13 protein-coding genes are annotated in these 12,626 nt (G+C 73.7%); 7 read left to right on the forward strand and 6 right to left on the reverse strand.

Annotation, left to right across the window (positions count from 1 at the left end):
- Positions 1 to 117 precede the first annotated feature (117 nt).
- The 4 genes from IE260_RS05720 to IE260_RS05735 all read right to left on the reverse strand — a co-directional run bounded on the left by IE260_RS05720 (position 118) and on the right by IE260_RS05735 (position 3,206).
- The gene (locus IE260_RS05720) at positions 118 to 861 is read right to left on the reverse strand and encodes an ATP-binding cassette domain-containing protein (protein ID WP_189869357.1); all 744 of its coding nucleotides are present in this window, start codon (positions 859 to 861) and stop codon (positions 118 to 120) included.
- Positions 858 to 1,436, reverse strand: coding sequence for a hypothetical protein (locus IE260_RS05725; RefSeq protein ID WP_189869358.1), 579 nt, complete (start codon positions 1,434 to 1,436; stop codon positions 858 to 860). The genes IE260_RS05720 and IE260_RS05725 overlap by 4 nt, the downstream gene beginning before the upstream one ends.
- Positions 1,433 to 2,713 (reverse strand): hypothetical protein, encoded by a 1,281-nt coding sequence (locus IE260_RS05730; RefSeq protein ID WP_189869359.1) that lies wholly within the window; start codon positions 2,711 to 2,713, stop codon positions 1,433 to 1,435. Before IE260_RS05730 ends, IE260_RS05725 begins: the two co-directional genes overlap by 4 nt.
- A gap of 70 nt (positions 2,714 to 2,783) precedes the next feature.
- Positions 2,784 to 3,206 (reverse strand): hypothetical protein, encoded by a 423-nt coding sequence (locus IE260_RS05735; RefSeq protein WP_189869360.1) that lies wholly within the window; start codon positions 3,204 to 3,206, stop codon positions 2,784 to 2,786.
- Between the two features lie 476 nt (positions 3,207 to 3,682).
- On the opposite strand from IE260_RS05735, the gene IE260_RS05740 reads away from it, so the two are divergent.
- The 3 genes from IE260_RS05740 (at position 3,683) to IE260_RS05750 (ending at position 6,499) form a co-directional block, all read left to right on the forward strand.
- On the forward strand, positions 3,683 to 3,967 hold the full coding sequence (locus IE260_RS05740) for a hypothetical protein (protein WP_189869361.1): 285 nt from the start codon (positions 3,683 to 3,685) through the stop codon (positions 3,965 to 3,967).
- Complete coding sequence (malQ, locus tag IE260_RS05745) at positions 3,968 to 6,091, forward strand: 4-alpha-glucanotransferase (protein WP_189869362.1); 2,124 nt, start codon at positions 3,968 to 3,970, stop codon at positions 6,089 to 6,091. It abuts the gene before it with no gap.
- Positions 6,092 to 6,223: 132 nt separating this feature from the next.
- On the forward strand, positions 6,224 to 6,499 hold the full coding sequence (locus IE260_RS05750; RefSeq protein ID WP_189869363.1) for a hypothetical protein: 276 nt from the start codon (positions 6,224 to 6,226) through the stop codon (positions 6,497 to 6,499).
- Between the two features lie 129 nt (positions 6,500 to 6,628).
- Here IE260_RS05750 and IE260_RS05755 read toward each other — a convergent pair whose 3' ends face one another.
- Entirely contained in the window at positions 6,629 to 7,231 is a 603-nt protein-coding gene (locus IE260_RS05755; RefSeq protein ID WP_189869364.1) for a TetR/AcrR family transcriptional regulator, read from the reverse strand.
- A gap of 127 nt (positions 7,232 to 7,358) precedes the next feature.
- Between IE260_RS05755 and IE260_RS05760 the strand changes: the two genes are divergently transcribed.
- On the forward strand, positions 7,359 to 8,798 hold the full coding sequence (locus IE260_RS05760; protein ID WP_189869365.1) for an FAD-dependent monooxygenase: 1,440 nt from the start codon (positions 7,359 to 7,361) through the stop codon (positions 8,796 to 8,798).
- An 8-nt stretch (positions 8,799 to 8,806) separates the two neighbouring features.
- Here IE260_RS05760 and IE260_RS05765 read toward each other — a convergent pair whose 3' ends face one another.
- Positions 8,807 to 9,319: a MarR family winged helix-turn-helix transcriptional regulator gene (locus IE260_RS05765; RefSeq protein ID WP_189869366.1), complete on the reverse strand. Its 513-nt coding sequence runs from the start codon at positions 9,317 to 9,319 to the stop codon at positions 8,807 to 8,809.
- A gap of 111 nt (positions 9,320 to 9,430) precedes the next feature.
- Between IE260_RS05765 and IE260_RS05770 the strand changes: the two genes are divergently transcribed.
- From IE260_RS05770 to IE260_RS05780, 3 genes are read left to right on the forward strand one after another with little or no spacing between them, the layout of a single operon-like run.
- Complete coding sequence (locus IE260_RS05770) at positions 9,431 to 10,375, forward strand: EamA family transporter (RefSeq protein WP_189869367.1); 945 nt, start codon at positions 9,431 to 9,433, stop codon at positions 10,373 to 10,375.
- A gap of 35 nt (positions 10,376 to 10,410) precedes the next feature.
- Positions 10,411 to 11,337: a DMT family transporter gene (locus tag IE260_RS05775; protein WP_189869368.1), complete on the forward strand. Its 927-nt coding sequence runs from the start codon at positions 10,411 to 10,413 to the stop codon at positions 11,335 to 11,337.
- A gap of 29 nt (positions 11,338 to 11,366) precedes the next feature.
- Positions 11,367 to 12,275, forward strand: coding sequence for a LysR family transcriptional regulator (locus IE260_RS05780; RefSeq protein ID WP_189869369.1), 909 nt, complete (start codon positions 11,367 to 11,369; stop codon positions 12,273 to 12,275).
- Positions 12,276 to 12,626: the final 351 nt, after the last annotated feature.

Below are 12,626 nucleotides of genomic sequence, written 5' to 3' on the forward strand. Positions count from 1 at the left end.
CCTGTGTCACGGCAGGAACGACCTCACCACCCGTCCGGTGAACCTGTCAACGACAGTGGCCCCCGTGACCGGGTCACCGATCGAGGGGTGGTCGCGGTGCGGTGGTGACGTCGCTGGTCAGGCGGCCACGCCCCGGTCCCTGAGCAGGGCGGTGTACGCCGCTTCGGCGGCGCGTCCCTCGAGCGTGCCGGGCGGAGTGTGGGTCAGGAAGCTGTCGGTGTTCCCGTGATGGAGGACGCTCCCCCCGTACACGACGGTGACGTGGTCCGCTTCCTCGGCGAGGTCGGCGACGTCGTGCGTGGACAGCAGCACGCGCACGTCGCCGGTCAGGCTGCGCAGGATGTCGCGGAACACCCGGCGCTGGTAGGGGTCCATGCCGGCGGTGGGTTCGTCCAGCAGCAGGACCCGGGCCCCGTGCACGAGCGCGCCGGCGACGCCCACGCGGCGCAACTGGCCGCCGGAGAGCCGGTTCGTGCGGGTGCCGGCCTGGTCGGCCAGGTTCACGCGGCCCAGCGCCCGGCGGGCCTGCTGCCATGCCTCGGCGCGGTTCATGCCCTTGAGCCAGCCGATGTAGGCGACGTACTCCCGTGCGGTGAGCGTGGGCATCGGCACGATGTCCTGCGGCATCCAGGCCACGGCCTGCCGGTACTCCGGGGTGCCGGCCGGGGCTCCGTCCAGGGTGACGCGTCCCTGCTGCGGCCTGTTCACCGAGGCGGCCAGCTTCAGCAGCGTGGACTTGCCCGCGCCGTTGGGGCCGAGCAGGACGGTGAGGCCCTCGGGCAGGGCGTAGGAGAAGTCCCGCAGCACGGGCGTCTTCCAGCGCCGGTAGCCGTAGGTGCAGTTGCTGAGTTCGAGTGTCACGCTGTTTTCCTCGACGAGCGGATCTGGGCGGCTAGGCCGACGGCGAACACCACCAGGGAGGCGGTTGCCGCGAACGCGTTGTCCGCGGGGAGCGCGATGACGGTCCACAGGTGGGGCACGTTCCCGCGGAACCCGACGACCACGACGGTGACCAGCCACCCCACGGGGATCATGACGGCGGACTGGCCGGCCCACGCCCGTCCGAGCAGCATCAGGCCGGTCAGGAACACCGCGTTGCGCCCACCGGTCGTGGCCGCGGACGTGCCCTCCGCGGCGGCGACGAGGGCACTGCACAGCACCGCGGCGGCCACGACCGCCGTGACGAGCAGGTTGTCGAGCCGGGTCATGGACCGCACCCCGGAGACCTCGGCAGCGGGCAGCCGGGACTCCAGGACCGCCATCAGGAAGGCCAGCAGCGGAACGGGCACGAACAGGGAGAGCGCGACCTTGGGGGAGCCGGTGAGGGACGGCAGCAGCACCGTGGTTCCCTGCACGGCGTACAGCGCCGCGCCGAAGACGATCAGGGCGAGCGGCAGCAGCTGGTGTCCGCGGCGTGCCTTGAACCACCACTTCACGTCGTCTTCGCCTCACAGGTGTCGAGCATCCGCTTGATCCAGGCGGTCTGCTGTGCCGCCGGCTCGGCGAGCACGGAAGCGACGTCGGCCCGAACCTGCTTCTCCAGCTTCTCGGCCAAGGGATCCCGGCCCTCCTGTTCGCGGCGCTTGCGGTAGGCGTCCTCCTGGCCGGTCTTCACCGCCGCCCAGAGCCAGGCCGCGTGCGCGTTGCGGGCGGGGACCCGCTCACAGCGGAAGTGCAGGGAGCGTACGACGATCTGGTACACCGCGTCGCCGCTGCGCACCGGTCCGGTCAGCATCATGCGCCACTCCGTGTCCGTGGAGGGCTTCTGCCGGCGGCCGTCGCCGTAGCTGTCGGTGATCAGGCGGGGCCGGGCCGAGGTGGCCCCGGACTCGCGCAGCACGCGCAGCGCCTCGGCGGTGTCCCGCTGGACCTTCGGCAGGTACCGCGCGTTCATCTCCGGCAGGCACACGCGCGGCGCGCTCCCGGCGCACGTCATCGCCACGTGCCCGCCGGTCAGCGGCGGGGTGGCGGGCCAGTCGGCGGCGGTGCGGTAGGCGCCGAGGACGCCGCCGACGGCGACCGCCCCCGCGACCACGACCCGCAGGGCACGCAGGCCGTGGGGCAGCCAGAGGACCACCAGCCCCACGGCGATGCCGCCGGCGAGGAACAGGGGCACCGCCACGGTGACCATGTCGGGCACCTCGCCGTAGCCGACGCTGCCGTACTGCCCGGAGACATGGCGGGGCCAGTAGGGGAGCATCGCCCGGGTGAAGGCCACCGCGATCCAGTCGACGACGGCGAGGATCGGCGTGGCGATGACGCGGGGCAGCACACAGCCGACGGCGAACCCGAGGACGGCGTGGGCGACGCACAGGAGCATCCCGGCGAGCGGCAGCCGCAGGCTGTCGAGGGTCGGCAAGGTCGCCGACCGGACCAGGGAGATCGCCGGGGGGAGCAGCAGGACGAGCCACGAGAGCACGATCACCGGAGCGAGGGCGTTCGCCGCGATCCGGTAACGCGAACGGGCCGGTGCCAGCGCCCATATCCGGGCGCTCCGCAGTCGTCCGCTTTCCCAGCAGGAAAGCGCCGCTGCCGATGCGTAAGCCAGGGCGTAAAGAGTTTTCAGCGGCTCTGCGACAATGCTCGGCGCGTAATGGTGATAACTGGAAAGGGGGGCTTGTTCGCCCACCACGTAATAGAGGAACGTCAGGACGAGTACGGCTGGACCGGCCCATCGGAGGCTGCCGCTGCGCAGGCTGGTGCTGAATTTCATGGAATCTCACTGAACCCGTGTAGGCCAGGGCGGGGGCGCCCCGGCGGGACGCCCCCCTGAGCTGAAAAGGTCAGCCGTCGGCCTTGGTGGTGTCGACGGAGACGGTCCTGACGCTCAGCTGCGGACCGAAGGTGGAGCCGCCGATCTTCATGATCTGGAAGTAGTAGTCCCGCATGCCGGACGGCAGGTCGGTCCACTCACCGTTGCTGGTGCCTCCGCTGAAGCAGGCGGTGAAGGTCTTGTTGTCGTAGGACTCGTCGGGCTGAAGAGAGATGTCGTTCCATATCTGCACGTCAGTGCTCTTAGAGCCGTCGGTGGTGCAGCTGGTGAACTGAACCTGCGAGTACAGCTCGTCCGACCAGCGGCGGGACTCGAAGCCCACGCTGGCGGCGGTGATCGAGCTGCTCCAGTTCGCCTCGGCGATCGGGGCCAGGGCGAGGGTGATCACCGCGGCGGTGCCGGTCACCACTGAAATGCGTCCGGTGCGCTTCATTTTTTTACCTGCTTTCCTGGTGAGGCACGGGGCAGGTAATTGTGAAGCAAATCCCCCCACATTTCCCCCGATCCCCGTGTGGACAGGGGATGTTGCCCCCGTGATCAAAACTTATCAGTGCTGTTCACGGGCGGGCAACCTAGAATTTGCCATCCGTTTTCCGCGTGTTGGCGCCGTATCTCACCCGGGTCTCATTTTCGGCCGTCAATGTGCCGGGATGGCACCGGTTGGCGGGCGGTGGGGGAAATGAAGGGCGAGAGATTGTTCGGATTTGCGCTCGCATGGACTGAAAGCGTCCTGCGCGGCCCGGCGCTGCCCGCCCGCGGCCGGGCGCGGGGGAGAAGCGTGCCGGATCGGGTCAGAATGTGACCAGGCGCACTTGATGCTCTCCGGTACGTCTGTCCTCGCGCCCACTGGGTAGGGCTGCCATGACCCGCCCGATGCCGTGCTCGACAAGGATCGACAAGGAGACCCCCGTGGCCGCACCGGCACACCTTCCGCTCCCCGCCCCGTCCAAACCCGTGGCGGAGCCGTCCGCCGAACCCGTCAGCCCCCACTTCTGCGTCTTCGGCCCGGAGGGCACCTGCGTCGAGGCCCCGCTGACCAGCGAGCCTCCGCTGCCCGACGCCGAGCCCCTCACCAGCGAGTCGCCGTTCGCCGACGCCGTCCCGCTGACCAGCGAATCCTCTCCCGAGCTCACGGCCGTCGTCCCGGAGCAGGGCACCCCCTCGTTCGCCGTCCCGGAACCCACGAGGTCCTAGATGACAGCTGCCAGGCCGGCCGAGCCGCCCGCCGAGGACCTGCCCGAGGATCTGTCCCGGCTCGCCGCACTGCACGGCGTCGCCACCTCCTACAGCCCCTCCCCGGACCGCACGGTCGCGGCCTCGGCCACCGCCGTCACCCTGGCCCTGGCCGCCCTCGGCGTCGACGCCGGCAGCCCGCCCGCCGTCCGCGCCGCGCTCACCGCCCGCGAGCGGGAACTGCGCGAACGGCTGCTGCCGCCGACCCTGGTGTGCCGGCACGGCGGCGGCCCGCCGGACGCCCTGGCCGCGCTGCCCGACGGCACCCGGCTGCGCGTCGAGACCGAACAGGGCGCCAGGCGCGCCGACGCCGACGGGCTCCCGCCCGGCGTCCACCGGCTCACCGCCACCGCACCCGACGGACGCACCGCCCGCAGCCACCTGATCGTCGCCCCCGACCGGCTGCCCGTCCCCGCCGGGCGCTCCCACGGACTCCTCGTCCAGCTCTACTCCCTGCTCTCGCGCCGCTCCTGGGGCATGGGCGACCTCGGCGACCTCGCCGAGCTGACCGCCTGGTCCGGACGCACCCTCGGCGTCGGATTCGTCCAGGTCAACCCGTTGCACGCCGCCGTGCCCGGCGCGCCCACGGACCCCTCCCCGTACCGCCCCTCCTCGCGCCGCTTCCCCGACCCGGTCCACCTGCGGATCGAGGACGTGCCCGAGTTCGCCCAGGTGGCCCCCCGCGACGAGCGCGTGCGGGCCCTGCTGGAGCGGGCAGGCCGGCTGCGGGGGGCCGTACTGGACGAGGGCGCCCTGATCGACCGGGACGCCGTGTGGGAGCTCAAGCGGGAGGCGCTGGAACTGCTGGGCGAGGTGCCCCTCGGGCCCGGCCGGCGCGCCGCCTACTGCGACTACCTCGCCGAGCAGGGCCGGGCCCTGGAGGACCACGCCACCTGGTGCGCGCTCGCCGAGGTCCACGGCTCCGACTGGCACCGGTGGCCGGCCGGGCTCCGCGACCCCCGCTCGGCCGACACCGCCCGCGCCCGCACCGAGCTGATGGACCGGATCGACTTCCACTCCCGGCTCGCCTGGCTCACCGACACCCAGCTCGCCGCCGCCCAGCGCACCGCCCGCGAGGCCGGGATGCCGATCGGGATCGTGCACGACCTCGCCGTCGGCGTGCACCCGCAGGGCGCCGACGCCTGGGCCGAGCAGGAGTACTTCGCCGCCGGGATGTCGGTGGGCGCCCCGCCGGACGCCTTCAACGCCCGCGGCCAGGACTGGGGCCTGCCGCCCTGGCGCCCGGACCGCCTCGCCGACTCCGGGTACGCGCCGTTCCGCCGGCTGCTGCGGGGCCTGTTCCGCCATGCCGGAGCGCTGCGCATCGACCACGTCATGGGCCTGTTCCGGCTGTGGTGGGTCCCGCAGGGCCGTCCGCCCACCGAGGGCACCTATGTCCGCTACGACGCCGAGGCGATGCTCGCCGTCCTCGTGCTGGAGGCGTCCCGGGCCGGCGCCGTGGTCATCGGCGAGGACCTGGGCACCGTGGAACCCGGCGTGCGCGAGTCACTGCGCGAGCGCGGCGTCCTCGGCACGTCGGTGCTGTGGTTCGAGCGGGACTGGGAGGGCGACGGCCGCCCCCTGCCCCCCGAGCACTGGCGCGCCGACTGCCTGGCCACCGCCACCACGCACGACCTCCCGTCCACCGCCGCCCGGCTCACCGGCGAGCACGTCGCACTCCGCGACCGCCTCGGCCTGCTCACCCGCCCGGCGGAGGAGGAACGCGCGGAAGCGGCGGCCGACACGGGGGAGTGGCTGGAACTCCTCGCCCGGCTCGGCCTGCTCCAGTGCACCGGCGGAGGCGCCGACACGTCCTCCGAGGAGGCGGAGATCCGGGCCCTGCACGGCTTCCTGCTGCGCACGCCCGCCCGCATGGTCGGTGTCTGGCTCCCCGACACGGTCGGCGACCGGCGCCCGCAGAACCTCCCCGGCACCTGGGACCAGTACCCGAACTGGCGCCTGCCGATCGCCGACGCCGAGGGCCGGCCGGTGACGCTGGAGGAGCTCGCGGCGTCGCCCCGGCTGCACGCGCTGATGGAGGCGCTGCGGGGCGAACTCCGGGCACCGGACGGCCCGTCGGGGTGACTGAGGACGAGGCCGTGCGGACCGCGGCGGGGGCCGGGGACGGCCGTCCCCGGGCCGGCGGCCGCGCCGGGCCGGGCTCCATATGGCACCCCGGCCGCGCGCCCGAAACCCGCGTGAACTAACTTTGGCACCGTGGACAAGAAGAACGCCCTGCGCGCCGGCGCCCTGGCAGCCGGTACGACGCTGATGATGCTGCTCATGTCGTCCCCCGCGCTCGCGCTGACCCGCGACGACGGTGACGACCCCGGCACGGGCCTGAGCGTCATCGAGACGCTGGGCCTCTACGTCCTCGCCCCGATCGCGCTGTTCGTGGTCATCGCGGGCCTGGTCATGGTCCTGGACAGGTCCAAGGCGGAGCACCGCGTGACCAGCCGCAACATCAAGACGAAGGCCGACGCGAAGGCCTGACGGGCCGACAGGGCGCTGTCGCCCGCGAGCCCCGACCGGGCTCACCCGTTCTCCGCCGAGGGCGCCGACCCCCGCCGTACGTACGCGCAACCGCCGTACGTGGGCGAGGCCGGCGCCCTCGGCGCGTTCTCAGGGGCTCGGCGCCGTCAGATAGCGCTGCAGCGTGGGCGCCAGCCACGCCACGACCTCCCCGCGGGGCAGCGCCACGGTCGGCGGGAACCGCAGCACGTACCGGGTGAGGGCCAGCCCGAGCAGCTGCGTCGCGGCGAGCGCGGCCCGCGCGGGGGCCTGCTCGGGGTCCGGGCACACCTGGCGCGCGACCGGCAGCACCTGGTCGCGGAAGATGCCCTGCATGCGCTCGGCCCCGGCCCGGTTCGTGGCGCCGACCCGCAGCAGGGCCGTGAGCACGTCGTTCTCCTCCCACATGTCGAGGAAGTGCGTCACCAGGGCGCGGCCCGCCTCCTCGCGCGGCAGCGCGGTCAGGTCGGGCAGTTCCAGGTCCACGGTGACGGCCGCCGCGAAGAGGCCCTCCTTGTTGCCGTAGTACCGCATCACCATCGACGGATCGATGCGCGCGTCCCTGGCGATGGCGCGGATGGTGGCCCGCTCGTAGCCGTCGGTGGCGAACCGCTCGCGGGCGGCGTCGAGGATCGCGGCGCGGGTGGCGTCGGAGCGGCGGGGTGGTGCGGGCGGTGTGCTGTCGTGCGGTGTGCTGTCGTCCGTTCGGGGCATGCCCACGAGCGTAGGCCAACATGTGTAGGCCAACAAGTGTTGACGCGCTCGCCCGCCTGTCCTACGGTGGTCCCACGTTGACAACAAGCGTTGGCCAACGATCGTTGGCACCGCAAGGAGGCCCCAGATGAACGGCACCCCCCGTCCCGTGCTCGTCGTCGGTTCCGGCCCCACCGGCCTCCTCCTGGCCGGCGACCTCGCCACCGCGGGCATCCCCGTCACCCTCGTCGAGAAGCGCCCGCACCGGATCAGCAACCTCTCCCGCGCCTTCGTCCTGCACGCCCGCACTCTCGAGCAGCTCGACGCCCGCGCCCTCGCCGACGAACTGGAGGCCGCCGGCCGCCCCCTCGACCGGATCGGCCTCTTCGGCCGGCTCACCATGGACCTCGACACCCTTCCGTCCCGCTTCAACCACCTCCTCGTCATCCCGCAGTACGAGGTGGAGCACGTGCTGGAGCGGCGCGCGGTGAAGGCGGGCGTCGAGTTCCGGTACGAGACCGAGGTCACCGGACTGACCCAGGACGCGGACGGCGTGACCGTCGAGGTGCGCGGCCCGGGCAGCGAGGCCGAGACCCTGCGGGCGGCGTACGCCGTCGGGACCGACGGGATGCGCAGCACCGTGCGCGAGGCGATCGGGCTGCCGTTCCCCGGCCGCTCCGTCATCCGCTCCGTCGTCCTCGCGGACGTACGGCTCGCCGAGCAACCGGGGACGCTGCTCACCGTCAACGCCGTCGGTGACGCCTTCGCCTTCCTCGCGCCGTTCGGCGACGGTTACCACCGGATGATCGGCTGGCACCGCGGCCGGAACGTGCCGGACAGCGAGCCCCTCGGACTGGACGAGATCAAGGAGATCGCCCGCCTCGCCCTGGGCCGCGACTACGGCATGCACGACGCCCGCTGGATGTCCCGCTTCCACAGCGACGAACGCCAGGTGCCCGCCTACCGCGTGGGCCGGGTCTTCCTCGCGGGCGACGCGGCGCACGTGCACACCCCGGCCGGCGGGCAGGGCATGAACACCGGCCTCCAGGACGCGGCCAACCTGAGCTGGAAGCTGGCGGCCGTCCTGCGCGGCCACGCCGCCCCCGCGCTGCTCGACACGTACCACGCCGAACGCCACCCCGTGGGGAGGACCGTGCTGCGCAGCAGCGGCGGCATCGTGCGTCTCGCCATGGCCAAGCGCCCCTGGACGCTGGCGCTGCGGGCGGCCCTCACCACGGTCCTCGACCACGTGGGCCCGGCCCGCCGCCGCGTGGCCGGCCAGGTGACCGGCATCGGCTACCGCTACCCGGCCCCCCGGGGCGCCCACCGCCTGACCGGCACCCGCGTCCCGGACGTCGCCCTGGCGGACGGTCGGCTGTACGAGGCGCTGCGCGGCGGACGGTTCGTGCTGATCACCCCGCGGCCGTACGAGGGCGCCGGCGGCCGTGGGGACCGGCTGGCCGTGGCGCGCTGGGCGAGCGGACGCGGCACGACGGTGCTGGTGCGGCCCGACGGGTACGTGGCCTGGGCGGCGGACACCGCGGACGAGCGGGCGATCGAGGCGGCGGTCGCCGCGCACGTGGGCTGAGCGGGCGCCTACTGCTCGGTGGCGGACAGCAGTTCGCGCAGCAGGCCGGCCAGTTGGCCGGCCTGTTCGCCGTCCAGGGCGGCGGACAGGGCCTCCGTCTGGACGGCGAGGCCCGCGCCGACGGCCTCGTCGACCAGCGCCAGCCCCTCGTCGGTGAGCGTGACCTGCAGACCCCGGCGGTCGTGCGGGTCGGGGGAGCGGCGCAGCAGGCCGGCGCGCTCCAGCTTGTCGAGGCGTCCCGTCATACCGCCGGTGGTGAGCATCAGCGTGGCCGAGAGCTGCCGGGGGGAGAGCGTGTAGGGCTCGCCCGAGCGGCGCAGGGTCGCCAGGACGTCGAACTCCCCGCGGGAGATCCCGAGGCGCGCGTACGCCTTCTCCATCCGGTCGCCCATCGCGCGTGAGAGCCGGTAGATGCGGCCGAAGACCTCCATGGCGGCCGTGTCCAGGTCGGGCCGCACCGCCGCCCACTGGTCGATGATCGCGTCGACGGGGTCCTTGCGCTGCTCGGCACGTTCAGTCATGGGACGAGTATCGGGGGCTTGTCGGTCGTCCGCAAGAAAGTAGCTTGACGGAAAGTTGCTTGCGGCTAAGCTACTTCTCGCCGACCTGTTCGTCTCCGAAGGGTGCCTCCCATGGCCGCCGGTCGTCCCGCCCTCATCGCCCTGACCGCCCTCGCTCCCGTCTCCTGGGGCACCACCTACGCCGTCACCACCGAGCTCCTGCCGCCCGACCGTCCCCTGTTCACCGGCCTGATGCGCGCGCTGCCCGCCGGGCTGCTGCTGCTCGCCCTCGCCCGAGTGCTGCCGCGGGGCGCCTGGTGGTGGAAGGCGGCGGTGCTCGGCGCGCTGAACATCGGCGCGTTCTTCCCCCTGCTGTTCCTGTCCGCGTACCGGCTCCCCGGCGGCATGGCAGCCGTCGTCGGCTCGGTGGGGCCCCTGTTCGTCGTCGGGCTCTCGGCGCTGCTGCTGGGGCAGCGCCCCACCGTCCGCTCCGTGCTCACCGGTGTCGTCGCCGCGTTCGGCGTCAGCCTGGTCGTGCTGAGGGCGGCCGGCGCTCTGGACGCGCTCGGCGTGCTGGCGGCGCTCGCCTCCACCGCGTCCATGTCCGCCGGCACCGTGCTCACCAAACGGTGGGGACGCCCGCAGGGGGTGGGACCGCTGGCGCTCACCGCCTGGCAGCTGACGGCCGGCGGCCTGCTCATCGCGCCGCTCGCCCTGCTCGTCGAGGGCGCGCCGCCCGCGCTGGACGGCACGGCGGCCGGCGGATACCTCTATCTGGCGCTGGCGAACACCGCGGTCGCCTACTGGCTCTGGTTCCGCGGTATCGGCCGGCTCTCCGCCACGCAGGTCACCTTCCTCGGTCCGCTCTCGCCGCTGACGGCCGCCGTCGTCGGCTGGGCCGCGCTCGGTGAGGCGCTGACGCCCGTGCAGCTGGTGGGCATGGCCCTGGCCTTCGGGGCGACCGTCGCCGGGCAGCTCGCACCTCGCACGGCGGTCACCGCTGAATCGTTCAGAAACGCTGAAAAGACCGGTCGAAAAGATTCGATGGACGTGACAGGTCCGGCGCTGCGACGGTAGGGCCACCGCGTTCACCGATCAGCGAAAGGACCTCTGTGGCCGTAGCCCACCACCGGACCGCCGCATCGCCCGCTTCCACCGTCTCCGCCCCGAGGGGCACGGCTCCCGTGGCCCTCGGGCTCGCGCTCGCCGCGCTCGCCACCGTCGTCTGGTCCGGCAGTTTCGTCACCTCCCGCGCCCTGGGCGACAGCGTGCCACCCGTCCAGCACGCCTTCTGGCGCTGGGTGGTGGCGCTCGCGGCCGTCGCCCCCTTCGGAGCCCGGCAGGCCTGGCGGCAACGGGCACTGCTGCGCCGCCACTTCGGGTTCGTCCTGCTCGCCTCGCTGCTCGGCGTCGCCACCTACAACACCCTCGTCAACCAGGCCGGGGTCACCACCCCCGCCGCCAACATGGGCATGATCATGGCGGCCTCGCCGGTGCTGATGGCGTTGTTCGAGCGGGCGGGCGGCGTACGGCTCGGCGCCCGCCGTGTCGCCGGGCTGCTGACCGCCTGCGCGGGCGTGCTGCTGCTCGTCGGGGGCGGGGCGTCGTTCGCGGCCGGCGACCTGTGGATGATCGCCGCCGCCTGCTGCTTCGGCTCCTACAGCGCACTGCTGCGGCACCGGCCCCCGGCGCTGGAGGGCACCGGCTTCCTCTTCACCACCTTCCTGATCGGCACCGTCCTGCTGCTGCCCGCGCAGGGCGTCAGCCTCGCCGTCCAGGGCGGTTTCGCACCGACCCCCGCAACCGTCCTGCCCCTCCTCTACGTCGGCGTCGCCTCCTCGGCCCTGGCGTTCTTCGCCTGGAACAAGGCGATCGCCCTGATCGGCCCGACCCGCGCCGGCATCGTCTACTACCTGCAGCCGGTGTGCGTGGCCCTGCTGTCCTGGGCGCTGCTGGCCGAGCCGACCGGCTGGGCCCAGGCCGGCTGCATGGCGCTGATCCTGGGCGGCGTCATGCTCGGCGCGGGGTCGCGTCGGTGAGGAGGCCGGCCCGCGGATAGGTTGCCGCCATGGCCGACTGGGACATCCGCAAGCTGCAGATCCTGCGCACGCTGCGGGAACGGGGGACGGTGACCGCGACGGCCGAGGCGCTGAACATGACGCCCTCGGCGGTGTCCCTGCAGCTGACCAATCTCTCCAGGCAGCTCGGTGTCCCCCTGCTCCGGGCGCAGGGCCGCCGGGTGCGGCTGACCGACGCGGCCCGCCTGGTGCTGCGGCACGCCGAGGCCGTCTTCGAGCAACTGGAGCGCGCGGACGCGGAATTGGCGGCGTACGCACACGGGGAGGCCGGCGAGGTACGGGTGGGCGCCTTCTCGACCGCCGTGCCCGCCCTGGTCGTACCGGCCGTGACCGCGCTGCGGGCGGCGCACCCCGGGGTGTCGGTACGGGTGCGGGAGGCCGAGGCGCAGGAGGCGTACGAGCTGCTGGCAGCCGGGGAGGTGGATCTCGCCCTGTCACTGGCGGCGCAGGCGCCGACCGCGGCGGACCCGCGCTTCACACGGGTGCCGCTGCTCGCCGACCCGCTGGACGTCGCCCTGCCCCGCGACCACCCGCTGGCCGGCGCGGCGGAGCTGCGGCTGGCCGACCTCGCCGCCGAGCCGTGGATCTTCGGCGGCAGCGGACCCTGGTCCGACATCACGCGGGCGGCGTGCGAGGCGGCCGGGTTCCGGCCCCACCAGGGGCATGCGGCGGCCGGCTGGACGGCGATCCTCGCGATGGTCGAGGCGGGCATGGGCGTCGCACTCGTACCGCGCATGGCGGCCGTGCGGCGGGAGGGCGTGGTGATGCGGGAACTCACCGCGGACCGCCCGGTCCGGCACGTCGTCGCGGCGGTCCGCAAGGGCGCCGGGGAGGGCGCCGCGGTGGCACGGGTACTGAGCGCGCTGCGCACGGCAGCCAGTGAGACGGGCGAGCACTGAACCCCCCGGCGCCCCGCCGTGCTCCCGAGGCCGGCCCGGGCGGGAGTCGGCGGACTGGGCCGAGGCCGCGGGCGCCGGCTCGGCGGAACGGGATGTGACCCGGCCGTTCTGACCGCCACGGGGCGCCGCCGATGGCGCGGGGCCTGGGAGCGGTGGGCTCCCGGGCCGGCCCCTGCGGGGGTGCTGCCGAGGCCCTGCCCGGGTGGTTACGCGACGGATTCGGGCCGCGGGCGCCGGCCTGGCGGAACCGGGATGTGGCCCGTTCCGACGGCCCGGGGCGCCGCCGATGGCGCGGGGCCTGGGAGCGGTGGGCTCCCGGGCCGGCCCCTGCGGGGGTGCTGCCGAGGCCCT

It is taken from the genome of Streptomyces viridiviolaceus (genome assembly GCF_014650995.1).
Taxonomy (GTDB): domain Bacteria; phylum Actinomycetota; class Actinomycetes; order Streptomycetales; family Streptomycetaceae; genus Streptomyces; species Streptomyces viridiviolaceus.